The sequence below is a fragment of the Peribacillus sp. NPDC097675 genome (assembly GCF_050277655.1).
GTDB lineage: Bacteria > Bacillota > Bacilli > Bacillales > DSM-1321 > Peribacillus.
Genome location: NZ_JBNNSK010000009.1, coordinates 1 through 23,718 on the forward strand (window position 1 = coordinate 1; position 23,718 = coordinate 23,718).

Genomic DNA, 23,718 nt, shown 5'->3' on the forward strand with positions numbered 1-23,718 from the left:
TCAATGAATAATTATAACAATAGAAAAACAGGTGGAGAAAAACGAGTTGTTTTTCTCCACCTGTTTTATTTTAGGGACTTATTAGACAGCCCCCTAATTAATCGTATATGAAATTAGTTCACTTAATTTGTTCATTTTGCAACATGCTGGTTTTTTCCAAAAATAAATATGATAAGGAAACTGACCAAGCTAATGGGGTATTCCCATTAGGAATATTACTTCCCCCAATATATAATTCTGGTACTTCCCAATTCAAAGGTATGATTTTTTTTGTTTTATCAATATAGTCCATTGCCTTGTTCACCATACCTAATTCGAGGTAGCACAATCCAATCCAAGGTAGGCCGAAGCACCATTCGGCTTCTTGGCCATCATTATAATATAGGTCATTCTCATAACGGATACATCCGTGGGTCCTTTCAAGACGGTCAGTAACATTCTCTAAAATTTTCAGAGCTATATTACGGTCAACAAGACGGTATGGATAAATCAATGATAAAAGGGAAAGATCAGTTTCTTTCGTGTAGCTTTCTCTCGGGAGCAGGAAACGAAGTGCCTCCTCCCCATTCTTGATTAATTCTTCCTTTACCGTGACAAGCATTTTCACGGAAGTTAACCCGGCTACACAAGCACCAATGCTCGATGCATGTATTTCAATATTTTCTTCCCACATTCCGTTATCGCCGGCCTGCCAATATTGAAGGCACTCCAAATAGTCGACTAGCTTTTGAACAATTTGTAAGTCGTGTTCATCTCTCAAGACCTTTTGTCCATTCCGGTAACCTTCTCCGACACCCCATAAGAAAGCTCCAATAGCATCATTCTGGGCATGCCCCCATTCAACTGGAAGTTCTTTAAGATCAGTGGAATATCTCGCATGAATATACTCAAATAGATACTGAGGTTTCTTTTTGGTATGAATGTCTATCTTCCATTCATACGTACGAAATATATCAAATAAAGCATGGTAGGCTTTTATATAACGGTCGGATGAATCATTTACATAAGGTAACACAGTATAAACTACGTCCCTTATCCATACATAATTATAATCTTGCGAAATACTTGCCGTATATGCTCCATTAGAAAGACGCATACGATCAAGAACCTCTAAGGCACCATTTACATTCATTACTTAAACACCTCCGAGCGATTTGCTTATTCCCATTGTTAACAGCCATTCGGTTTTTAAACATTCACCATTAAATTAAAGCGCTTACAATTTGATATCATCTCTTATAGAATATGTAGTTCAATGTAAATTTGATAATCAAGCACCCCCTTTTCTTTTACAGTGCGTATTTATTTTAATGGTTCTTTTTTCACAAAAAGAATACCAGTAAGAATATCCCCTTACTGGTTATATCGACCTATTTTAAAAACATTTAGCACTTTCATTAACTTTCTTATAATAATATTCGTAATGCCATTAGAGAAAGTATTCCTACAAGCACAGTAATCATTAAACTTCTTGTTAAAATGGCCACTGCAAAGGAAGGTATTGCAGCACCTAGTTTCACTATATTGTCTTTTACGGAAAAGACCTGGTCAGCCAAAAGAAGTTCCTGGGCAAGCAAGGCAGCCATGACCGCAACTGGAACTTGTTTGAGCCAATTAATACCCCACTCTGGAATTTGAATCTTGCTCAGTATAATTAACGGAATGACTCTAGGGATGAATGTGACGATTGAAGCCCCTAAAATGACAAAAAGTATATAAACATTTATTTCCACCGTTCAATCACCATCCCTATAGTTGATGCAAGTATGGTAGCAATGATAACACCTGTACTACCGGAAAATACAAAGCTTGCTAGTACAACAATGAAGATGGCGGTTACGGCTACGACAATATCAAAAAAGTACTTTTTTTGACTTAAAATCTGTAATACGAGAAGTCCGATAAACATCGCGGGCAATGCAAAGTCCATACCATATTTCTCGGGAGTGGGAATCCATTGACCAAAAAAGCCTCCTGCCATGTTTGCAATGAACCAGTTTAAATATGCTGTAACATTCAGGCCTAACATCCACTTAAAATCGACAGTTTTCTTTAGTTGAGCATGGTTAATGGCAACAGCAAATGTCTCATCTGTTAACAAAGCACCTGTTAATAGATTTTGTTTCGTTGTTTGATATTGAAAATATGGTGCCAATGCCGCACTTAATAAAACATGACGGCTATTAATGAAAAAAATCGTAAAAACAATGGCAGAGACCGGATGACTTGCCGCAATCATCCCTGCCGCTATAAATTGTCCGGAACCTGCATAAAGTAAAAGTGACATTAGTGCAACTTCAACCATGCTTAAACCAGCGGTCTTTTCTACTACCCCTGCTGCGAATCCAATACTAAGATAACTAAGTAAAGTAGGGATGCAATCTCTTACGCCTAACCAAAAGCTATGCCTACCACCAAAATCAGTAAATGCACGATTTTTTTCCAACCTATCCTGCGCCATAAGTTCCGCCTTTAGTATGTATTTTTACTCTCTCAATAGCTCTGGCAATTCTCGATATATTTTAATAACATCCTCTATCTTCATCCTAACCAGACCGCTTGAAGACGGAGCTACAAATTCCATAGTATCCTTTGATAAGGGTTCTTCCTGTAATCCCCATGGAATGTTTCGTTTTTGTCGATACTCTTGATATACTCCCTTACCGACGAAACAAACTAGTTTAGGTTTATAAACTGCGATTTTTTCAAGCAGCTGCTTTCTTCCTTCTTTATACTCTTCTTTTGTGATATCAACAGCACCTTGAGTTGGTCTAGAAACAATATTAGTAAACCCATAACCTAAGTCTAATAAAGTGATGTCTTCAGAAGGATGATATTTTCTTCTTGTTAATCCTGACTCGAATAGAATCTTCCAGAAGCGGTTGTTCGGGTTGGCATAATGATGTCCTGTCTGTCCGGAACGAATACTAGGATTGAAACCAACAAATAAAATATCCAGATTTTTCTTTAGATGATCGGGTATGCTATGCATTGTAAATCTCCTTCTATATCGTAAACTTATCTATTTTTTATTATTGTACAAAACTGTAAAATATTTAACTACCTTTTCGGATGTTTTTATCTTGAAAAAAATATCTAAAGCCTATTAAGATATTGTATAAAAAACTTTTACATTTTCAAAAAATATAAAAGTAAACTAAGTACCGCTAATCTCTATTTACCTTGACATGGGGAGCTTATTTCTTTCCTAGTTCCACTTACAATGTTTATAAAACCGCTATATGTAGTTCGCTTCAGATTCTCCTTTTAAAAAACTGTTTCTGCCTGTGAGTGCACTTGTACATTTCCAAACATTAAAGAAACAGCCATCACACAGAAGGCTGTTTCTATTTATAGTTCATACCACTATCCAGAACCTAAAAGATTGAATTACTCTTCTTTCATATTATCGTGTTTTTTACACTTATTATCATGCTTACACTTGTCCTCTTCTTTTTTCTTAAGTGCAGCATTGAACTTATTATCGACCGTAAAAATATACCCTGGAAAGATTTCAATAGTAATCGAATCACCCGATTGAAACTGCGCAAGAATTTTCCCTATACCAAATTTATTAGAACCTTTGGAAAAAATGGACATTAAATGACCCCCTTTTCATTGCCTTCAACCATAGTATATGGATGCCTTGTCCCATCCGCTTGGACTTATTCTTTTAGATTCTGGAAAATAGTTGATAGGTAATGAGGGAGGGGAATTTAAAAGTAAAAATAATAAACCGATGAGCAGTTTGACAGGAAATTATTCTGGATATCAAAAAACAACCACGAGGGTTGTTTTTAAGAGACATTTTGCTTTTGTTGAATAAGTGCTCGTTTTTTTTACGCAGTTATTTTTGTGACTGTATGTTAGGTTTCAGCAAACCACCCGATGATAACCATTTCATAACTATCGGAACCGCCACCACGCCACCTATAATGAATGCAGCACAATAGAGCCAATTCCAATCAGCCATTATTCAACTTCCACCGGCATAAGACTTACTAAAAAACGATATCTTTCTTTAACGGAATGCTTATACAACTCTTTAATCGAATCTTTTAGTAACCTATATTTTTCTGTTGTTGTAAATGAACTGTTTTTAATGTGCATTCTTGCTTCGAAAAGAAATTCGAGATACTCTTCATATGATTCATCATATACTTCCATAAGATCATTACGAATCTTTTTAGCAAGCTGTGGGCTTGCACCATTAGTAGAAACACTAATTGAAAGCTTTCCCCTATGCAGTGATGCTGGGATATGGAAATTCCCGAGCTCAAGATTGCTGATAACGTTGACAAGTTGGTTCTGGTGAGCATTTTTGTATATTTCCTCATTTATCTCTGAAGAGTTGGTTGCCGCAATGATTAAAAAGGCATCTTTATAATCCGCCGGTTCAACTTCTTTAAGAACGACATGAACGTTACCCTGTTCTTGAAGTGGCCTGAACCCTTCACATATCTCAGGACTTATTACAGTTACAGTAGCTCCTGCTTCAAGCAAAGGAACAGCTTTCATTAAAGCGATTTTACCACCGCCAATAATGACACACTTCTTATTTTCAATCTTAAGCGTAATCGGATACATAAGCACTCTCCCCAGACAATTCTAGTATTCTTTCTCCTATTATTTGTTCAATCTTTGGATGATAGCCGAGATAATGGCAAAGGACAAATTCTTGCTTGCTTGCCCGTTGGATTTCCACTATAGCCTTTTGCATCGATTGCATTAAAAGCCCGGTGAATAATAGATAAGGAATAATAAAGATTTGTTTTACTGGATATGAATCCACCTGTATCAGTGCATCTTCAAAACTTGGTGTGGCAGCTGTCAAATAACAGTCTTTCACTGTAGTATTGGGCATCCGAATTTGAAGTAACTCTGCTATATGGCTTAAGTCCTTTTTCACGTCAGGATCACTGCTACCCCGGCCAACTAAGAGAACCAGTGATTCCCCAGTCATCATTTTTTTCGTTTCTAGCAATCGCTCTTCTAGAATATCAACCATTTTCTCGCTGACGCCTATCGGTCTGCCATATTTCAATTCGACCTCCGGAAAATGATTTTTCATTTTACGTAAAACATCCGGAATATCATGTTTAGCATGTGCAGCAGTTAATAATAGAACAGGGATTACGTTAATTTTTGTAGCCCCCCGTTGTACACACGTTGCATAAGCGTCCTCTATCGTCGGACTAGCCAATTCCAGAAAGCAATACTCTTGAATCGTGTTTGGCTGCCGTTTCATACATTCTTTTATAAAATTAACAGCTTGCGAAGAAGCCTCTTTAACACGACTTCCATGGCATATGTAAAGAATAGCTTCCATCAAAAGGCCTCGTTGGCCAATAACTTTTCGACTTGCCTTGGTTCAAACCAGTTAATTTTTTCATTTAGTGCAACCACTTCTCCTACTAAAATCATACAAGGATTCGAGATACTTTCGTTTTTGGCAGTTTCCAATATATTAGCCAGTGTACTGATGGCCGTTTGTTGTGTATTTAGTGTCCCCCAATGGATTAATGCTACAGGTGTTTCCGGTTTTTTTCCATGTTCCAGGAGTTTTTCTTGGATATATGGAAGATTTTTAATACCCATATAGATGGCCAATGTATCGATACCTTTAGCGAGAGATTCCCATTTGATATTATCTTCTTCATCCTTTTTTCGATGACCTGTTATAATGGCGAATGATGAAGCATGTTCTCTATGGGTCACCGGAATCCCCGCATATGCAGGAGCGGCTATACCTGCAGTGATGCCTGGCACAATTTCAAAGTGTATTCCATTTTCGGCAAGCTCCTCTGCTTCCTCTCCCCCTCTCCCGAACACAAATGGGTCTCCACCTTTTAAACGTGTGACAACCTTACCTTTTTTTGCATACTTGACAAGAAATCGATTGATTGTTTCTTGTTGCAGAAGATGATAATCCGGCAATTTCCCACAATTAATCAATTCGACTCCTTCTTTTGCATATGTCAACAATTCTTTGTTGACAAGACGATCATATAAAATTACATCCGCTTCTTGGATGCATCTCAATCCTTTTACCGTTATTAAATCTGGATCTCCAGGACCGGCTCCTACTAGATACACTTTCCCCATTTGCAATCCGCCTTTCCCTAGGAGTATTGTTTAAAATCATACATGCTCCACTTTCAATGTTTTTCTTTTCATATGACGATACGTCTGTAATGCAAGGTATTCCCAAAGAAATGTTTTTCCAAATCAATTTCAATGAACTGGGCTACCATCTCCTCTGAATCAGCCGTGATTATGACATGGTCTAGTTCATTATTGATTGTAACTTCAAACTGATAAAGATTCATCGTTTATTTATCTTTTGATATATTTGTAAGACTAATCTGTTGGACATAGGTGAGAATAAAACCTGTAATTTCAACACACATCATCCAATGGCATGCTGCTTTAGGAAGTTGTAAGTATAGTCCTGCTCCTTTGAACATATTCCTTTTTTAAAGCACGTGCTGGTCTCCAAATCTTTACGGACTCCATTTCTTTCTCTTAATCTATATTTATATGGCTCTCTTTGTTGTCAAATAGTCGATAACCTGTTCGACGCACTCTTCTATGCTATACTGATCGGATTCCAAAACGATTTCAGGATGTTCAGGTTCTTCATAGGGAGAATCGATTCCAGTAAAGTCTTTAATGATACCTTTACGTGCCTTGTCGTAAAGACCCTTCGGATCGCGGACTTCGCATTCTTCAAGTGGACATTTTATGTACACCTCAATAAACTCACCTTCATCAAGCAGGTCGCGTACGATTTGACGATCTGCCCGAAAAGGTGATATAAATGCCGTTAATACGAACTGTCCACTGTCAACGAAAAGCTTGGAAACTTCACCAATACGTCTAATATTCTCCGTGCGATCTTCTTCTGAGAAGCCTAAATCTTTATTGAGACCATGACGGATGTTATCCCCGTCCAAAACATAACTTCTTATATTCCGATTATATAGCTCTTTTGCGACAGCATTGGCAATCGTTGATTTTCCAGATCCTGAAAGCCCGGTGAACCATAAGACGGTACTCTCATGTCCGTTTTGCTTCCGACGTAATTCCTTAGATAAAGAGGATTCATGCCAAGTTACATTACTACTGCTACTTTTACTCATTAATATCCCTCCTTTAATCGCTTACTATCCATTAGTTATATACCTCATTCTTTTTAAGACCTTCTATTAACACTTCAATTACTTCTTTGCGGCTGAATGTCGCTGGCGGGATTTCTCCGTTTCGCAGCATTTCCCTAACCTTCGTACCCGATAAGATAACATGATCTTCTTTGCCATGTGGACATGTCTTTGCAGAAGCCATATTTCCACATGTTTTACAATAGAAACTATGTTCAAAGAATAATAATGTTATTCCTAACTCATCAGAAGTAAAAGTACTGAAGATTTTTTGTGCATCATACGTTCCATAATAATTGCCGACTCCCGCATGGTCACGACCGACAATAAAGTGAGTACATCCGTAGTTTTTACGTACCATTGCGTGGAAAATAGCTTCTCTAGGTCCTGCATAACGCATCGCAGCAGGGAAAACAGCGAGTGAAACTCGCTCTTTAGGATAATACTTTTCAAGTAATACTTTATAGCTATCCATACGAACATCAGCAGGGATGTCGTCGGATTTGGTAGCACCAACTAATGGATTTAAGAAGAGTCCGTCTACTATCTCCAGCGCTGTCTTTTGAATATATTCATGTGCACGGTGAACAGGATTCCTAGTTTGAAATCCAACAACCGTTTTCCAACCTTTTTCTTCAAAAGCCTTACGTGTTTCAATTGGATCTAAATAATGATCCTCGAATAATGAACGCTCAATTCGTTTAACAAGTTTAATTTCTCCACCCACATAAACATCGCCACGATTATACAGGTTTTTAACACCCGGGTGGTTCTCATCATCCGTTTGATAGACTAGAGTGGCTTCCAATTGCTTATCAGGAGTGAAAATATCGGAAATCGTAAGGACTCCATAAATTTGTCCTTCGTGCGTCAACTTTACTTTTTCCCCGATAGAAAGTTCCTTTGCAATATCATCATCAAGAGGTAATGTAATAGGTATACTCCACACATGTCCGCTCCTCAGGCGCATGTCCTTGACAACAGATTGATAGTCTTCTTTTGTAAAGAAACCTTCAATTGGACTATAGGCTCCATTCCCAATAAGTTCTAGGTCACTTAGAGCAATTTCATCTATCTCCACTGATTTTTCAATATTTGTCAAATCATAATCTGGTTCAAAACGGTTGATTAATGTTCCTCCATGCGGCAAACTTATAGTCACTTTGATATCCCCCTGAATTTTTTATTTAAGATAAATGTAATCCACACTCTGTTTTTTGTGCACCTTGCCAACGTCCTGAACGAAGATCCTCTGCATTTATAGCTGGTGCCGTACATGTTTTACAACCGATACTTGGATACCCATTATCATGGAGTACATTATATGGTAAGCCATTTTTATGTGCATACCTCCAGACATCTTTCCAAGTCCAATGTATGAGCGGGCAAATTTTTATGGATTTGAATTTGTTATCCTTATTTATATATTCGGTCAAGGCCCTTGTTTCCGATTGTTCCCTTCGAAGACCAGATAGCCAAGCGGTCGCCATGGAAAGCACATCAGTTAGCGGCGTAATTTTGCGGAGGTTACAGCATTTATTTGAATCACGAAGCCATAATTCATCACCGAATTGAGCTGCCTGTTCTTCTAATGTCAATTCCGGTTTCTTCATTTCAATTGATAACTGTGGGTACCGCTTTTTTACTTGTTCGATTAATTGGTATGTTTCTGTAAAATGAACATCCGTATCTAAAAAAACGATTTTAGCTGCAGGGTTGACCTTTGCTAGCAGGTCCGTCAAAACAATTCCTTCAATACCAAAACTACAAGCATAAATGAGCTTATCAGCATACTCGGAATTAGCCCATTCGAGTACTTCTAGAGCGCCTTTTGACTCACTATCTACTGGAAATGAAGGAAGTATCGCTGTATCAATGTTTTCATAGTTTAATATTTCTGCCAATTCTATCCCCCCTAAGTATCTCCTTATGATCCCTCAAGTATTTGTTATAACCTCTCAAACATAATTAATTGTTTAATAAAATAAAAAGGCAGTTTTAACCAATAATTCCTCATATATCAGTTAAAACCACCTCTAGTTTTTCTAGTCAGCAGTCACTTTATTTAATTCTCATTTTTTCATTTCTTTCCATCTGAATAACCTTACCGTCCTGAATGATAAGTGTTATGGATCCATATTTCATCGTTTTCAGCATTTCTTGCAACCGTTCAAATATTTCCCCCAGCTGATTTTCTTTTTCCAAGGCCATTCCTCCTCTAAGAAAACTCGTCGACTATCTTGTCGTAAAGATGATCAGCTTGTTAAATGGATTCACCTAAATATAAGACCATCATTTATATATTCATTAATTTTCAAAATAAGAAAATCCCTCCATGATGGAAAGATTGATAAGGTAATCTTATTAACCTTATCTTCAAAAATGATGACATTTTCCCTGGGTTTAGCACCTTGAATACATCATGTAGGTCGCTGAATATCAAAGGGTCAGACCCTTCCTCACCCTGGTAAAGTTTTATTATTTTAAATATTAACATATATTAAATCGTTGTCAATCTAGTTTTCATATAAAATAACTCGGTTTAATATTTTGGATGAACTGCTATTATTATACACAAACTGCTTATACTTGCTACATTATTCTTTACATTAAATAAAAAGGCTTATTTATTCCAAAACACACTCGAATTAAATAAGCCAATAGTCATCTATAAGGAAATCATAATATCTTTACTTAGATTATTATGCCTTACTTTCTTTTTTGAATGGCTTCTACAAATTCATTTACTTGGCTTTGTGTACGATTCAGCAATTCTTCATCCCTAATGGGGCTTAATGGATTCTGCTTTTCCACTTCCTTATCCACAAAGTATAAACCCTGCATCGGTTCTCCTTTTAAAATTGAAATTAATGGTTTCAAAGCATAATCTATTGCTAATAAATGCCTGTTGCTTCCCCCAATCATAATCGGTAACACTGGCTTATCTTTAAATGCGCCCTCAGGCAATAAATCAATTAAAGCTTTCAACACCCCTGTATACGATGCCTTATAGACAGGGGAGCCGATAATGATACCGTTAGCTTGTTTAATCTTTTCTGCAAGCAATAGTATATCTTCGCTGTCATAGCGTCCTTGGAATAAATCAATTGGTGAAAAGTCCGTAATAGAATAATATTCAGTGGTAAATCCCTCTTTTTCAACTAATTTCTCGATATATTTTAATGAGATATCTGTTCTTGAAGGTATAGCAGGACTGCCTGACAAAATTACGATTTTGCTCATTTATGATTCCTCCTTATGTCTTATCCAGAAAAAGATTATTGATCCAAGCAAGGCCATGTCTATCCTCTCATGAGATATGATTCCTTTCAGATCAAGAATTCCTTACTTAATTATCTAAATAATCAGAAAAAAGTCAAATAATATGGTTGGTCTTTATATACTAATCCTCCACTTTAAAAAAACTGTCCGTATAGGACAGCCCATTGTAAAACACCCCGACTTAATATACAGGATTTTTAATCATATCAATAAAAAGTTGCATGAACCGATTATCTTCTGTTAGTTCTGGATGAAATGCACTGATGAGGACATGTTCTTGCCTAGCAGCGACAATATTTTCTTCAAAACTTGCTAATACCTCCACATTTTCACTTACTCGTACTGCAAGTGGAGCTCTGATAAAGATCCCCTGAAAAGGATCATCCATCCCTTTTATAAGTAATGGTGCTTCAAAGCTTTCCCGCTGCCGGCCGAAACCATTCCTTTTCACCGTAATATCCATCAACTCAAGATGAGGTGCTTCCGAACTACATAATTCCTTGGCCACTAATACCATGCCAGCACAAGTGCCGAAAATCGGTTTCTTTTGTTTGTAAAACGCGGCAATCGGTTCCTTGAAACCGTAATGATCCATCAGTTTTCCCATTGTGGTACTTTCTCCACCCGGTATGATTAAGCCGTCAATATCTCCTAATTGTTCGGGCTTCTTGACAAGTACTGCCTGTTCACCTGCCGACTTGACTTGATTCATGTGTTCATCGACAGCCCCCTGTAAACCTAAAACCCCTATGGTTATCATGTTACCACCCACGTTCCTGCATTCTCTCAGATGGGACTAACTTAGAAATATCCATTCCTTTCATGGCGCTTCCCAATTCTCTTGACAGTTTACCCATCAATTCATAATCGGTAAAATATGTAGTTGCTTGTACGATGGCAGCTGCGAATTTTTCGGGATCCTCCGATTTGAAAATACCTGAACCAACAAATACACCATCTGCTCCAAGTTCCATCATCAGTGCAGCATCAGCTGGCGTAGCTATACCACCTGCTGCGAAGTTTACTACAGGCAATTTCCCAGTTCTTCTGATTTCTTTAAGAACTTCATAAGGCGCACCAATGTTTTTTGCTTCAGTCATTAATTCATCCTCACTCATCATACTGACTTTACGTATTTGGGACTGAACTTTTCTCATGTGCCGGACAGCTTCAACAATATTCCCCGTTCCAGGTTCACCCTTAGTTCGAAGCATGGATGCCCCTTCACCGATTCGTCTGGAAGCTTCACCTAAATCGCGGCAACCACATACAAAAGGTACCGTATAATCGCTTTTCAATATATGGTATTCTTCATCGGCCGGAGTCAGTACTTCACTTTCATCGATGTAATCCACTCCCATCGATTCTAAAATTCTTGCTTCAACAATATGGCCAATTCTTGCTTTAGCCATAACAGGTATGGAAACGGCATTCATTACCTCCTCAACGATTCTCGGATTGGCCATCCTTGCCACCCCTCCTGCTGCACGAATATCCGATGGTACCCTTTCAAGGGCCATAACAGCGACAGCACCTGCTGCTTCGGCAATTTTTGCTTGCTCCGCATTTACGACATCCATAATGACGCCACCCTTTTGCATTTGTGCCATTCCTCTTTTAACAGTGTCGGTTCCTACTAACTTTTCCATTATTCTTCCCCCTAATATTTGCATTTTTTAGATTTGTTTATTAGTATAAGCAAGAATTGACCACATTAAAAGTATCAGTTTTTCAAAAAACTATAGGGTCAGTAGTTAATCTTGAATTAAGGTGGAAGATAAAATGAATATGCTAGCATGCAACTTAAATCGCTTAAACGAAGAACCATTGTATGAACAGTTATATTTACACATAAAGAACGAAATCATTGATGGACGGCTTCCCTTTGGTACAAAACTTCCCTCAAAGAGAAAATTAGCGGAGTTTCTTCAAATTAGTCAAAACACAGTCGAAACTGCATATGAGCAGTTATCTGCTGAAGGCTATGTTGAGGTCATCGCAAGAAAAGGATATTACATTCAGACCTCAGAGGATTTGGAATATACACAACCTTTGAATGCTCCCGTGACAAAGACGGTAAATACTGTAGAGGATTTCACGTATCATTTTCATCCCAGCCAAATTGATACAGAAAATTTCCCATTTGAAAAATGGCGTAAATACATAAAAAACAATATAGATAAATCTCATCAAGAGCTTCTTTTACTGGGAGAACCTCAAGGGGAGTATGAGTTACGTTGCGAAATAGCGCACTACCTGTATCACTCACGAGGTGTCCAATGTACGCCGGATCAAATCATCATAGGTGCTGGTCTGGAGATTTTACTGCAACAGCTAATTCTTCTTTTTGATAAAAAAACTGTTTATGGAGTTGAGGATCCAGGTTACCATTTAATTTTACGAATTTTGAAAAGTTATCCAAATGACGTGTTTCCTCTTGAAGTAGATGAAGAAGGCGTGAGGGTCGACCCAATTGAGCAATCGAATATTGATATCCTTTATACGACCCCCTCTCATCATTTCCCATATGGCACTGTTTTGTCGGTTAATCGGCGCACACGATTGTTAAACTGGGCTCAAGGAGCAGAAAGCCGTTATATCATTGAAGATGATTATGATAGTGAATTCCGTTATAGCGGTAAAACGATTCCCTCACTACAAAGTTTGGATGCAGGAGATAAAGTGATTTATTTAGGATCATTTTCCAAATCATTGATTCCGTCTATCCGGATCAGTTATATGGTCTTGCCTCTCCCATTACTAGAAAGACATAAAAATGAATTATCTTTTTACCATTCAACTGTCTCCCGTATCGATCAGCATGCATTAATGCAGTTCATGAGAGAAGGAGATTTCGAAAAACATTTGAATCGAATGAGAAAAGTTTATCGTCGAAAATTGGAAAAAGTCTTAGAACTGTTTAAGCCCTATCATCGACAGATAACGATAGTGGGCGAACGATCAGGACTTCACATCGTTCTCATCGTAAAAAATGGAATGAAGGAAGAGAAGCTTATCCAAAAAGCTTCGGAAGCTCACCTTAAAATATACGGTTTATCTTCCTATAGCATTCAAAACAAGGACGAAGATCCACCCAAAATCATCCTTGGTTTTGCAGGGGTTCCCGAGACAGAATTGGAAAATGCGATTCATTCCTTGTTGCACTCCTGGGGATTCTAAGATACAAAAAAAGAAGTTCAGTAAGATTCTGAACTTCTTTTTTTTGATTCTACATCTCAGATAAGTATGTATCCATCATTTCTTTCGGTACCATACTTCCCCCTGTAGCCCAAACGATGTGTGTGGCCTGATTCAACTTCCCTGTCAATCCTTCCTCCCGAATATACCTTTCTCCCTCTTCGCTCTGGAACATCTGGACCGGTCCATATACACCTGCCAGTGCAGAAGGCTCCAGGTAATAATTTTCAGTTTTGGCCAGCTTTCTAAGTAACTCAAATAATCTTCCATCTTCAATCGTGTAACTTCCACTCAACATAGATGTCATCATTTCCGATACCAGCTTGGAGGGCCTTCCGACCGCGAGTCCATCTGCTTCCGTTTTATTGTCCACTCCAAAGTCCTGCACGGAGACTTTGTCATGAAGTCCTGTTGCCAATCCAAGTGTCATACATGGCGAATGTGTTGGCTCTGCAAAGAAGCAATGGACATTTTCTTGAAAGGCCAATTTAAGCCCATATGTGATCCCCCCAGGGCCTCCACCCACTCCACATGGCAAGTACACGAACAGTGGATGATCTTCGTCTACTAAAATCGACCTTGCTTTCAATTGCTCTTGCAATCGTGATGCTGCGGTTGCATAACCAAATAGCAAGTCAACTGAATTTTCATCATCAATAAAATGACATCGGGGATCATGAGAGGCCTGCTTTCGCCCCTCTTCAACAGCTTTGCTGTAGTCCTCTTCATATTCTTTTACAATGACACCGAGGGAAGTTAGTTTATCCTTTTTCCACTGTTTAGCGTCAGCTGACATATGAACAGTCACCTTGAATCCAAGTCGTGCACTAATGATTCCAATGCTTAATCCTAGATTGCCTGTCGACCCCACCGCAATGGAATAGTTTGTAAATAACTCTTTGTAATCATCACTTGCCAGTAATTCATAGTGATCGGTTTCCTTAAACCCCCGATCCTTCATCGCTATTTCTTCCGCTTTTTTTAACACTTCATAGATTCCTCCACGGGCCTTGATGGAACCGGAAATCGGTAAGTGACTATCACACTTAAGCATTAATTTCCCTGGAATGGCTAGATTATAAGACTCTTCTAATTCATGCTTCATAGAAGATATTTCTATTAGGGGAGACTCGATGATTCCTTTCATTGGTTTTGTTTCTGGAAAGTCTTTGGCAATATACGGAGCAAATCTTTTTAACCTTCCCTCAGCTTCCTTCACTTTTATTGGTTGAACAATAGGATTACTATAACGGCTTTTGTATTTAGGATTTAGCCAAAAAATTTCTTCCGTGTTCATAATTCGTTTAAGTAAGGGGTTCTCTTGCCATTCTTCTTTTGCCCATCCCGCATTTTTTTGCTCTTGCATATCAGTCCCTCCAAATCATGGTTATTCTGGTAATCTAGATATTTCATTGATATGTAAGGTTGACCTTTACCCTTCCTCTTACACTATTAATAAACCAAACTTCTTCAGCTGTATACATTTCATTCATTTTTATTTTTCTTTCCTGCATCTTGCTTCTCTTTAAAAGATCCTGACGATAAGTCCCTGCAAGCAAACCAGAATCCAAAGGAGGGGTGAAAAGCTCTCCATTTATCTTCACTACGACATTTCCATTCGTGAACTCAGTAATTTCCCCTTTTTCATTCCAGAGTAAAACATCATCGAAATCGGGATGCCTTCTTTTAAACTTGTCATAAACGCTTCGATTAGTCGTCTTATGATAAAGGAATGGATTTTCACTACTAATAGGACTTTCGGCAACAATAACAGAAAGCTCCGGATTCAACCCATCAATTATTTGCCCGGAAACTTTAATTTCTCCATTTTCCGTAACAAGGACCCGTACTTTTTCTAAAGTGTCAGGATGTAATGACGCGTATTTATCCAGTTGATTTCTGAGTGCTTTATCCGAGAGCAAAAAATCAAAATAATTAGCGGACTGTATTAATCTTTTAATATGCTCTTCCAATAAAAAATACGTACCATTTTCCAGCCTGAGTGTCTCTAAAAGCTTATAGTCTGGACGTTCTTCTGCTAGTAGTTTTGCTTTCAAGAAAGCTTCATCATATTCTTCCGCTGGATTGGAATCCCAAGTGATTCCCCCACCCACGCCATATTCGGCTTGATTGGTTTCCTTATCAATCACAACTGTGCGTATCGGTACATTGAATATAGCTTCACGATTCGGAGTGATATAACCAATGGCACCACAATATACTTCACGTGGCGAACACTCGATTTCAGAGATGATTTCCATTGTCTTAATTTTCGGTGCACCCGTTATCGACCCACATGGAAAAAGCGCTCGAAATAGATCAATGATAGTTGTTTCTGGCTTCGTCCTTGCTGTGACTGTGGAAGTCATTTGCCAAACGGTTGGGTATTTTTCCAGATTCTTAAGCTCTGGCACCTTTACCGTCCCTGGTTCGGCCACCCTCGCCATGTCATTTCTAAGCAAATCGACAATCATCATATTTTCAGCCTGGTTTTTTTCGGAGTTTGCTAACCAACGGGCATTATCTAAATCTTTCTCAGTATTCGCGCCACGCTTTACTGTTCCCTTCATAGGACGAGTGACCAATTGTCCCTCTTTCCATCGAAAGAATAATTCTGGAGAAGCTGAAAGTATCCTATATCTCCCTAGATTCAAATATGCACTATAGTTTGAACGTTGAGCCATCAAAAGGCGGTTATAAAAGGCATGGTCATCCCCATTAAACTTTGACCGTAATCGCATGGTGTAATTCACCTGATAGCTGTTACCCTTCTCTATCTCTGCTTTAATCGTTTGAAATCCCATATGATATGTTTGGGGGTCAATCTCAGATTCCCAATCCGATACCTGAAAGGGATCCAAGGGTTTATCCAAGAACTTCTCCGGTTTTTCAAAAATCCCAAACCATAATAATGGCATTCTTACACCAGCTTTTACTTTAAAACCTTTTTCAAAAGCTGGTGCCGCTTCATAAGAAACATAACCTGCCGCATAAAAGCCCCCCTCAATCGCGAACTGCACTTTTTCGAACGCTGGTAAAACTTCCTCAAGGCTATGGGCGATTACAACTTCTTTCGGTTCATTGAAGTACATCGGTTTAATCTTTCCATGCCCATCTGTAAAATGAAATATAAGTGATAATGGATCTTCCTGATTCATGTTTCGCTCCTTTCATTCTAAATTGAATATTCGCATATATTAAATTATAAGTTTTAAAAAAAGCTTGCAGAAGCAATATCTGCAAGCCCTTTTATTCTAACACTTATTTCATTCCTGTGACTTCAGCAACGATTTCATAAGAACGAAGACGAGCTTTATGATCATATATGGCAGAGTTAATAATCATCTCGTCAGCCTGAGTTTCATCAAGAAAAGCCTGTAACTGTTGCTTCACTTCGTCGGGATTTCCGATGATTGATGCGTTCAATTGCTTCATGACGATTGCTTTTTCATATTCACTCCAAATACCATCCATCGTATCGACTGGTGGAGCCATTTGTCCAGGAGTGTTTCGGATCAAGTTTAAGAATTGCTGTTGATAAGAGGTCGAAATTTTTTGGGCCTCTTCAGTAGTATCTGCAGCAAATACATTGATGCCAACCATTGCGTGTGGTTTATCAAGAACTTCGGATGGCTGAAAATTATTACGATAACGAGCTAAAGCCGGTTTAGTATTCTCGGGCGAAAAATGACTGGCAAACGAGAACGGGAGACCAAGTTTTGCCGATAATGCTGCACTGAATCCGCTTGAACCAAGTAGCCAAAGCGGGATATCCTGACCTTCACCAGGTATGGCACGGACCCGGTTATGTTTTGAATCTGGATGTAAATAGCTACGAAGCTGTGCCAACTGTTCCGGAAAATCCTGTCCATTATTACGGACATCTCCCCGAAGGGCCATAGCGGTATATTGATCGCTACCCGGCGCCCGGCCTAGCCCCAAGTCTATCCTCCCCGGATACATTGCCTCAAGCGTTCCAAACTGTTCTGCAATAACAAGTGGTGCATGGTTTGGAAGCATGATACCGCCAGAACCAACACGAATTTTTTCTGTCCTGCCAGCTACATAGCCGATTAACACCGAAGTCGCTGAACTAGCGATTCCTGGCATGCTATGATGTTCAGCTACCCAGAAGCGCTGATAACCCCATTTCTCAACGTGTTGGGCTAAGTCCACCGTATTTTCAAATGCTGCCGAGATTGTGCCTCCTTTAATAATCGAAGCTAAATCCAGTACAGAGTATGATATATCACTCAATTCTTTTGTTGATGATTCAGAATTCATATAATCCACTACTTTCTATTGGGTAAGATATTATTGGGATGCACAGTCATCATATAGAAAATTCATGAATATTGCACATGAATTGCTTATACTTCCCTCATAAATTCCTTAGCTATCAAACGAAACGAGTTCAAGCGATCCTCCAAATCATGTGAAATTGTGATTAACATGATTTCATCAGCTTGATATTGTTCTTGTAAATCCATGAGGCGACGCTTCACTTGAGATGGAGAACCAGCAATCATTTTCTCTTCTATTTTCTCCTTCAAGTCTTTTTCCCTTTCCGTCCATACATATTGTTTGGCCTCTTCTACACTGGGAACCGTATTGCCTTCCCCTTGTTCGCTTTGAATTCTCCATAACGTATTGCTTAAAGCGATTTCCTTCGCTTTTTCTTCATTTTCTGCACAAATTACAGCCACTGTTAAAATCGTTTCTGGGGATGTAAGGGACCCTTTGGCTTGAAATTGATCACGATAAAGCTGTAAGCTTTTCACTCCGTCTTTATGACTCATGAATTCTCCGAAGGCATAAGCAACACCATTTTCCGCAGCAAGCTTCGCACTTTTCTCACTTGTACCCAGAATCCATGGTACAGGTAAAGTCTCCGGAACGGGAGCCGCCGATATTGAAGAAAACTGGTGACTGTCTGGAAAGTCCCTTCTCAAATAATGGAGTAATTCCTGTACAAGCTCCGGCATTTTGTAGACATTTTGCAAATAATTATCAGACAGCGCCATCGTTACTTCTGCAGAACCTCCAGGGGCACGACCAATTCCGAGATCAATCCTTCCAGGAAAAAGCGTAGCCAACATGTTGAATGTTTCGGCAACTCGATACGGCTTATAGTGTGGAAGTAAAACAGCACCTGCCCCAATTCTAATATTCCTCGTTTGGGTACCAATATAACTAATCATTACCTCGGGTGATGAACAAGCAAGACCTGGCAAATCATGATGTTCTGTCAACCATATCCTGCTATATCCTAATCTATCTCCTTCCTGCGCAAGAATTAGCGAGTTGTGCAATGCCTGTTGTGCCGTTTGGCCAGACGAAATGGGTGATTGATCTAGAATGCTGAGTTTCATTCACATTCCTTCCTTTCAAAAATTCTTTATGTATAATCGTAAAACATCTATAGGAAAATGTCGTCTAATTAGCCTGCAAGTCAAGTCCTTTCTTAACGAAATATTTAGGATTTCAACAAATTTAAGGATAACAGCACAAGTTATATTCTACCGAGGTTATCTGTTGGATAATGCTGATGTTTGTATAAACCGATCATTATATATATTCTAACGAGTTGAATTGTAAAATATTAAAAAGAAAAAGACCCGTAAAATCAGGTCTTTCCCAACAAATCAATCATTCTTTTTAAATTGAGAAGAAAGTTCTGTAGCAATAATCGATGAATCTAGACGAGCGGATACATATGGTGGGTGGATTCGATTGTTTGTTTCAACTGGGACCCCTAACCAAACATACCGTTTATCAAAGATAATGAACGAGAAGGAAACCGGCAAACAAATAAAAGTATCTGAAAGAATGTCCGGATTTCTATTTCCAGATATAATCGTCAACTTTACTTCAGGGCTTCTTTTCATGACAATTTGTTTCCATTCATCAGACAACTGGGTTAAATCCGGGATCGCCATAATCATTTCATCTTTAGTTGAAATAAGATCTTCGATTATTTTTTCCAATTTACGTGCATGCATCCACTGTAATCTGGGATGTTGGTGTTTCACCCATTTTCCTATGTCTTTCCTTGCAATTAACTGTCCATTTTGCATTTGATGATCTACAAGTTGCCGAAGCGTTTTGCTACGATAAACATGCTTATTTATAAAAGAGGTATCACTCACATGAAGGAATTTTCCTTTTGTCCTCGTTATCGCCACATTAATGAGTCTTTCGCTTTCTTTTCCTGTCAATAACATTCCTGCACGATCCTGGGGATAGCTATCTACCGTATCAAAAACCATAATATCACGTTCGCTTCCTTGAAAACGATGGACAGTTGCAGCAATGATATCTGTCGATTGCCTTTCTAACCGGTACAGATCTTCCAAAAGCTTTTCCATCCATTCAGCTTGTGCCCTGTATGGTGCCACATAACCAATCGATTTGGCACCATCTACATATGATTCATGGATCAACTGAAAAGACAACAATAATTGCCAAAGATTCAGCCTGGAGTGTGACGTGCGCTCCGTCATGCAATATTCACCCGAATAACTCGTATCGATAAGAGCAGCGGCCTGTCCTGCAAACGGTTCAGCAGATCTAATACTTTCTCTGCTCGATGAAACACTTACATGGTCTCCTACAAAATTGTTGTAGACTACACGATTCGTAAAGGCTGATATTTCTGGGTGCATACGGCGCTGTTCTCTCAGGAGAAATAAATGTGGATGAAGTTCCCCTTCTTCAACTGATTGTGCAACCCCTGCTCTATGGAAAATATCCTCTTTCAACCAAAGTTTCACCAACGAATCGCGGGCGGCAGCAATAGGTGGCAATTGTTTAAAATCACCGCATATGATAATGTGCTTGGATAAGGCAGCGGCAAAAGCTACCTGTGGTACGTATGCCATGCTGGCTTCGTCCAATATGATCAGGTCATATTCCTTTTGATATACCGTTTCATCTTTAGCGGCTTTTGCAAGAGTCGTCCCAATGATTTTAGCTTCTTTCACGAATTCCATTTCTTTTTGACGGATCTTTTCCAATACTCTAGCCAATTTCTTTTCTAATTCTAGTAAATGATTGGAGTCCCTTTTACTGAATGAACCGGCTAAATCATGTTTCAATAAACGCTTTTCTTCCGCAAGTTGCTCTTTTTCAGCCAACAATTCCGGTTCATGTTTTCCTAGTAATTGGCCCGTTACGATATCTTCATGGATTGCTAAAGATTCACCGCTTTGCGATCCATATCGAAGAACGTCCCCTTCTTGAAAACGATCTTTCTTTTTTATGAACGAAGATATCTCGGCCATCAATACATCAACAGCTTGGTTACTATGGGACAGGACTAATATCTTTTTACCCTGGAAATAATGGTTTGCTGCAACACGTGCCAATGTATAGGTTTTACCCGTACCCGGTGGGCCCCACACGAAAGTGACTGGATTGAATTTTGAACGAGCATAAAGTTCTTTCACACTACTTTGTTTCGCTAGGGAAGGATGCTTTTGAGGCATGGAAGGGTCCATCAGACGCTTAATCCTCAGTCTCTTTTTCTTACTTCTCTTAATTTCATCTAATCTTGTGATCAACTGTTCTAATAGCTCCCAAGGGTCATGGAAAAGAAACGCTTCACCAATAAAATCGCCCATCGACCGTTCAAACGAGATGATGATACTTTTCCCCTCCGAGGATAATACTCTACCATCCTGTTTAATTCCTCCCCATTCCAACCTTACGTTTGAACCGACGGGAACCTTCACAGAAGAGCCCGTTTCAAAGAAATAGGTAAAATCACCATCATTTGATAGTAGATGTCCATTGGAAACTAAATATTTTGTACTTCCGTATTTCTTTAGATGCATAATCTCAAGCTGAAGAGCCTGTTGCCATTCTTTTATATAATTTACCGTTGAATTCATTGTTCACGTTCCCTCATAATTTATGCTATTGAAAGTAAAAGGAAGCTTTAGTATGAGATTAAGGTTTTAATGTTTTTTGCTAAACCACCTACTTAACCATCCATAAATCGTATACTTCCCCAACACATAGAATAAGACCCAATCAATAAAGATTGGGCCACTCTTTTGCCAATGATTTAACTATAGCACTTTTTAATTTAGCATACCATGGGCTCTACTGGAAAAATTGGATTAGATTAGTTTTCGGTCAACTCTGCAAATTGATCAACCAGGTTACTGAAAATCTTCATCGCATTTTCAATCGGCTCCGGTTTTGTTAAATCCACTCCTGTTTTCTTAAGTAATTCTAATGGAAAGTCCGAGCTACCGCTTTTCAAGAATGTTAAATAATTTTCAAGGGTTTTTTGGTCTCCAGAAAGTATTTTATCCGCTATTGTAATGGCAGAGACATAACCAGTTGCATATTTGTAGACGTAAAATGGACGATAGAAATGCGGGATTCGCGACCACCCATATTTCACTTCATCATTGAAAACAAGTTCAGGGCCATTATACGTGCGAAAAACCGATTCATACGCATTATTTAATACATCTACATTAAGAGGTTCATCATTTTCAGCTTTCTCATGAATGATTTTTTCAAATTCCGCAAACATGACCTGAGTGAAGAAGGTTCCTTTAAAGCTATCAATAAAATGATTAAGCAAGTGCTTTTTCTTTTGGAGATCCTCAGTAGTTTTGAGTAAGTGACGAATCAATAAGATTTCATTTACGGTTGAAGCTACCTCCGCGACAAAAATGGAATAACCAGCAGTAATCTTCGGTTGATATTTGGAACTGAAATACGAATGCATGGCATGACCTGACTCATGGGCCAATGTAAACACACTGTCAAGATCGTCACGGTGATTCAACAAAATGAATGGATGTACCCCATAAAGTCCTAAATTATAGGCTCCTGAGCGTTTTCCCGGTGTTTCCCTGACGTCCAAATAACGACTTTCTTTAAAGCTGTTCAGGATTTCCACATATTCCTCACCTAGCGGCTTAAGCGCCTCGATCATCATTGCGTAACCATCATCATAGGAAATTTCTTCTTTAGCGCCTTCGACAAGTGGCACGCTTAAGTCATAAGCACGTAATTCGTCTACTCCCAACAGTTTTTTGCGCAAATTGATATATTTATGCATGGGTTCTATATTATCTTTCGTGGATACAATCAGGTTTTCATATACTTCTTTAGGAACTTGATCACCAAAAAGGGATTTCTCCAAGGCAGATGGATAGTTCCTCAGTTTCGACAAGTTGACATTATTCCTGATAGCCGTGGAAAGAGTTGACGCTATTGTATTTTTTAATTGTAAATAAGGTTGGTAATAAGCCATATAGGCCTCTTTTCGCTTTTCCCGGTCATCGTCTTCTATTAATTTCGAGTACATGCCGCGGGTCAGTTCTACTCTTTGACCCTTTTCATTCGTTACTTCTCCGAATTTGATATCAGCATTATTGATCATTCCGAATGTTTTTTGTGGAGCTGAAAATGCTTCCCCTATTTGTGAGAGTACTTCTTCCTGTTCTTTCGCTAACACATGTGCTTTATAACGGTATGAGTCAAATAAATCTTCTTCAAAATATTTTAGCCCTTCAACTTTCGCTATGTATCCTTTAAGTGTTTCTTCATCTAAGCTTAGGAGGAAAGGCATGAAGAATGCAGAAGCGCTGCTAATCTTTCTCCCTAATTGGCCTGCTCGATCCAGTAATGCCTGTGATGAAGTTACCCGAGTATCCAAATCCGCTTGAAGCATGGCAAACACATAGAGTTTATTATAGATATAACCCATCTCTTCACTTAAATGTAAGTAATCATATAACTCTTGCGCCGAATGGATATGACCATCATAAGCTTTTAATTCATCTGTCATCTTAAGGACTTTTTGAAAATCCTTTTCCCATGTGTCCTGATTCTCATAGATATCCTTGAGGTTCCAGGTTTCTTCCTGCTTAACTTCATCACGCGTTTTGAACGTTTTCATTACAACACTCCCTTTTCATATCCTTTACTATCCTTTTATTATAAGCGAATTTTCGAAAAACCTGCATAGAAAAACGGCTCTGCAGGAAAATCACCATATATTTTTCTTTTTATATGTTTTAAATTGGGTAATTAAAATTAAAAACGAGAGCAG

At 38.7% G+C, this 23,718-nt stretch carries 23 protein-coding genes; 1 reads left to right on the forward strand and 22 read right to left on the reverse strand.

Translation table 11 applies throughout. The features are described 5' to 3' along the window. Positions 1-118: 118 nt before the first annotated feature. The 16 genes from ACQKL5_RS14010 to pdxS all read right to left on the reverse strand — a co-directional run bounded on the left by ACQKL5_RS14010 (position 119) and on the right by pdxS (position 12,091). Entirely contained in the window at positions 119-1,132 is a 1,014-nt protein-coding gene (locus tag ACQKL5_RS14010; RefSeq protein WP_427609507.1) for a glycoside hydrolase family 15 protein, read from the reverse strand. Positions 1,133-1,406: 274 nt separating this feature from the next. Then, positions 1,407-1,733 carry an AzlD domain-containing protein gene (locus tag ACQKL5_RS14015; protein WP_427609508.1) on the reverse strand — a complete coding sequence of 109 codons (327 nt, stop codon included), beginning with the start codon at positions 1,731-1,733 and terminating at the stop codon, positions 1,407-1,409. After that, on the reverse strand, positions 1,724-2,461 hold the full coding sequence (locus ACQKL5_RS14020; RefSeq protein WP_427609509.1) for an AzlC family ABC transporter permease: 738 nt from the start codon (positions 2,459-2,461) through the stop codon (positions 1,724-1,726). Before ACQKL5_RS14020 ends, ACQKL5_RS14015 begins: the two co-directional genes overlap by 10 nt. Before the next feature lie 24 nt (positions 2,462-2,485). Continuing rightward, positions 2,486-2,992: a mismatch-specific DNA-glycosylase gene (locus ACQKL5_RS14025; RefSeq protein ID WP_427609510.1), complete on the reverse strand. Its 507-nt coding sequence runs from the start codon at positions 2,990-2,992 to the stop codon at positions 2,486-2,488. Between the two features lie 398 nt (positions 2,993-3,390). After that, positions 3,391-3,600, reverse strand: a complete 210-nt coding sequence (locus ACQKL5_RS14030) for a hypothetical protein (protein WP_427609511.1) — start codon at positions 3,598-3,600, stop codon at positions 3,391-3,393. A 372-nt stretch (positions 3,601-3,972) separates the two neighbouring features. Continuing rightward, on the reverse strand, positions 3,973-4,587 hold the full coding sequence (locus ACQKL5_RS14035) for an NAD(P)-binding protein (RefSeq protein ID WP_427609512.1): 615 nt from the start codon (positions 4,585-4,587) through the stop codon (positions 3,973-3,975). Continuing rightward, positions 4,568-5,329, reverse strand: coding sequence for a sirohydrochlorin chelatase (locus ACQKL5_RS14040; protein WP_427609513.1), 762 nt, complete (start codon positions 5,327-5,329; stop codon positions 4,568-4,570). Before ACQKL5_RS14040 ends, ACQKL5_RS14035 begins: the two co-directional genes overlap by 20 nt. Beyond that, on the reverse strand, positions 5,329-6,105 hold the full coding sequence (cobA, locus tag ACQKL5_RS14045) for a uroporphyrinogen-III C-methyltransferase (protein WP_427609514.1): 777 nt from the start codon (positions 6,103-6,105) through the stop codon (positions 5,329-5,331). The genes ACQKL5_RS14040 and cobA overlap by 1 nt, the downstream gene beginning before the upstream one ends. A 68-nt stretch (positions 6,106-6,173) precedes the next feature. Then, positions 6,174-6,329, reverse strand: coding sequence for a DUF3906 family protein (locus ACQKL5_RS14050; protein ID WP_427609515.1), 156 nt, complete (start codon positions 6,327-6,329; stop codon positions 6,174-6,176). A gap of 207 nt (positions 6,330-6,536) precedes the next feature. Continuing rightward, the gene (gene cysC, locus ACQKL5_RS14055; protein ID WP_427609516.1) at positions 6,537-7,142 is read right to left on the reverse strand and encodes an adenylyl-sulfate kinase; all 606 of its coding nucleotides are present in this window, start codon (positions 7,140-7,142) and stop codon (positions 6,537-6,539) included. Between the two features lie 31 nt (positions 7,143-7,173). Next, the gene (gene sat / locus ACQKL5_RS14060; RefSeq protein WP_427609517.1) at positions 7,174-8,322 is read right to left on the reverse strand and encodes a sulfate adenylyltransferase; all 1,149 of its coding nucleotides are present in this window, start codon (positions 8,320-8,322) and stop codon (positions 7,174-7,176) included. A gap of 25 nt (positions 8,323-8,347) precedes the next feature. Beyond that, on the reverse strand, positions 8,348-9,055 hold the full coding sequence (locus ACQKL5_RS14065; RefSeq protein ID WP_427609714.1) for a phosphoadenylyl-sulfate reductase: 708 nt from the start codon (positions 9,053-9,055) through the stop codon (positions 8,348-8,350). Positions 9,056-9,221: 166 nt separating this feature from the next. Continuing rightward, positions 9,222-9,338 carry a YezD family protein gene (locus ACQKL5_RS14070; protein WP_427609715.1) on the reverse strand — a complete coding sequence of 39 codons (117 nt, stop codon included), beginning with the start codon at positions 9,336-9,338 and terminating at the stop codon, positions 9,222-9,224. Positions 9,339-9,869: 531 nt separating this feature from the next. Then, positions 9,870-10,403, reverse strand: coding sequence for an NADPH-dependent FMN reductase (gene ssuE / locus ACQKL5_RS14075; RefSeq protein ID WP_427609518.1), 534 nt, complete (start codon positions 10,401-10,403; stop codon positions 9,870-9,872). 220 nt (positions 10,404-10,623) lie between these two features. After that, on the reverse strand, positions 10,624-11,202 hold the full coding sequence (gene pdxT, locus ACQKL5_RS14080) for a pyridoxal 5'-phosphate synthase glutaminase subunit PdxT (RefSeq protein WP_427609519.1): 579 nt from the start codon (positions 11,200-11,202) through the stop codon (positions 10,624-10,626). 1 nt (position 11,203) lies between these two features. After that, the gene (gene pdxS, locus ACQKL5_RS14085; RefSeq protein WP_427609520.1) at positions 11,204-12,091 is read right to left on the reverse strand and encodes a pyridoxal 5'-phosphate synthase subunit PdxS; all 888 of its coding nucleotides are present in this window, start codon (positions 12,089-12,091) and stop codon (positions 11,204-11,206) included. A gap of 133 nt (positions 12,092-12,224) precedes the next feature. On the opposite strand from pdxS, the gene ACQKL5_RS14090 reads away from it, so the two are divergent. Then, positions 12,225-13,622, forward strand: coding sequence for a PLP-dependent aminotransferase family protein (locus ACQKL5_RS14090; protein ID WP_427609521.1), 1,398 nt, complete (start codon positions 12,225-12,227; stop codon positions 13,620-13,622). Between the two features lie 49 nt (positions 13,623-13,671). Here the strand turns inward: ACQKL5_RS14090 and ACQKL5_RS14095 are convergent, their stop codons facing one another. The 6 genes from ACQKL5_RS14095 to pepF all read right to left on the reverse strand — a co-directional run bounded on the left by ACQKL5_RS14095 (position 13,672) and on the right by pepF (position 23,565). Continuing rightward, a complete protein-coding gene (locus tag ACQKL5_RS14095; protein WP_427609522.1) occupies positions 13,672-15,006 on the reverse strand; it encodes a D-serine ammonia-lyase in 1,335 nt (444 codons plus the stop codon). A gap of 43 nt (positions 15,007-15,049) precedes the next feature. Then, the gene (gene pabB / locus ACQKL5_RS14100; RefSeq protein ID WP_427609523.1) at positions 15,050-16,798 is read right to left on the reverse strand and encodes an aminodeoxychorismate synthase component I; all 1,749 of its coding nucleotides are present in this window, start codon (positions 16,796-16,798) and stop codon (positions 15,050-15,052) included. Between the two features lie 103 nt (positions 16,799-16,901). Next, positions 16,902-17,924, reverse strand: coding sequence for an LLM class flavin-dependent oxidoreductase (locus tag ACQKL5_RS14105; RefSeq protein ID WP_427609524.1), 1,023 nt, complete (start codon positions 17,922-17,924; stop codon positions 16,902-16,904). A gap of 86 nt (positions 17,925-18,010) precedes the next feature. Then, positions 18,011-19,012, reverse strand: a complete 1,002-nt coding sequence (locus ACQKL5_RS14110) for an LLM class flavin-dependent oxidoreductase (RefSeq protein WP_427609525.1) — start codon at positions 19,010-19,012, stop codon at positions 18,011-18,013. Positions 19,013-19,285: 273 nt separating this feature from the next. Continuing rightward, entirely contained in the window at positions 19,286-21,532 is a 2,247-nt protein-coding gene (locus tag ACQKL5_RS14115; protein WP_427609526.1) for an AAA domain-containing protein, read from the reverse strand. Between the two features lie 236 nt (positions 21,533-21,768). Continuing rightward, complete coding sequence (gene pepF / locus ACQKL5_RS14120) at positions 21,769-23,565, reverse strand: oligoendopeptidase F (RefSeq protein WP_427609527.1); 1,797 nt, start codon at positions 23,563-23,565, stop codon at positions 21,769-21,771. Between the last annotated feature and the right edge of the window lie 153 nt (positions 23,566-23,718).

Excerpts from the sequence above, each read along its gene's own strand:
- ACQKL5_RS14090 (WP_427609521.1), top strand. The coding sequence starts at position 12,225 with ATGAATATGCTAGCATGCAACTTAAATCGCTTAAACGAAGAACCATTG.
- ACQKL5_RS14010 (WP_427609507.1), bottom strand. The coding sequence starts at position 1,132 with ATGAATGTAAATGGTGCCTTAGAGGTTCTTGATCGTATGCGTCTTTCT.
- cysC (WP_427609516.1), bottom strand. The coding sequence starts at position 7,142 with ATGAGTAAAAGTAGCAGTAGTAATGTAACTTGGCATGAATCCTCTTTA.
- ACQKL5_RS14050 (WP_427609515.1), bottom strand. The coding sequence starts at position 6,329 with ATGAATCTTTATCAGTTTGAAGTTACAATCAATAATGAACTAGACCAT.
- pdxS (WP_427609520.1), bottom strand. The coding sequence starts at position 12,091 with ATGGAAAAGTTAGTAGGAACCGACACTGTTAAAAGAGGAATGGCACAA.
- ACQKL5_RS14020 (WP_427609509.1), bottom strand. The coding sequence starts at position 2,461 with ATGGCGCAGGATAGGTTGGAAAAAAATCGTGCATTTACTGATTTTGGT.
- ssuE (WP_427609518.1), bottom strand. The coding sequence starts at position 10,403 with ATGAGCAAAATCGTAATTTTGTCAGGCAGTCCTGCTATACCTTCAAGA.
- ACQKL5_RS14035 (WP_427609512.1), bottom strand. The coding sequence starts at position 4,587 with ATGTATCCGATTACGCTTAAGATTGAAAATAAGAAGTGTGTCATTATT.
- ACQKL5_RS14025 (WP_427609510.1), bottom strand. The coding sequence starts at position 2,992 with ATGCATAGCATACCCGATCATCTAAAGAAAAATCTGGATATTTTATTT.
- ACQKL5_RS14105 (WP_427609524.1), bottom strand. The coding sequence starts at position 17,924 with ATGAATTCTGAATCATCAACAAAAGAATTGAGTGATATATCATACTCT.
- ACQKL5_RS14110 (WP_427609525.1), bottom strand. The coding sequence starts at position 19,012 with ATGAAACTCAGCATTCTAGATCAATCACCCATTTCGTCTGGCCAAACG.
- ACQKL5_RS14095 (WP_427609522.1), bottom strand. The coding sequence starts at position 15,006 with ATGCAAGAGCAAAAAAATGCGGGATGGGCAAAAGAAGAATGGCAAGAG.
- ACQKL5_RS14040 (WP_427609513.1), bottom strand. The coding sequence starts at position 5,329 with ATGGAAGCTATTCTTTACATATGCCATGGAAGTCGTGTTAAAGAGGCT.
- pabB (WP_427609523.1), bottom strand. The coding sequence starts at position 16,798 with ATGAATCAGGAAGATCCATTATCACTTATATTTCATTTTACAGATGGG.
- pdxT (WP_427609519.1), bottom strand. The coding sequence starts at position 11,202 with ATGATAACCATAGGGGTTTTAGGTTTACAGGGGGCTGTCGATGAACAC.
- cobA (WP_427609514.1), bottom strand. The coding sequence starts at position 6,105 with ATGGGGAAAGTGTATCTAGTAGGAGCCGGTCCTGGAGATCCAGATTTA.
- ACQKL5_RS14030 (WP_427609511.1), bottom strand. The coding sequence starts at position 3,600 with ATGTCCATTTTTTCCAAAGGTTCTAATAAATTTGGTATAGGGAAAATT.
- pepF (WP_427609527.1), bottom strand. The coding sequence starts at position 23,565 with ATGAAAACGTTCAAAACGCGTGATGAAGTTAAGCAGGAAGAAACCTGG.
- ACQKL5_RS14115 (WP_427609526.1), bottom strand. The coding sequence starts at position 21,532 with ATGAATTCAACGGTAAATTATATAAAAGAATGGCAACAGGCTCTTCAG.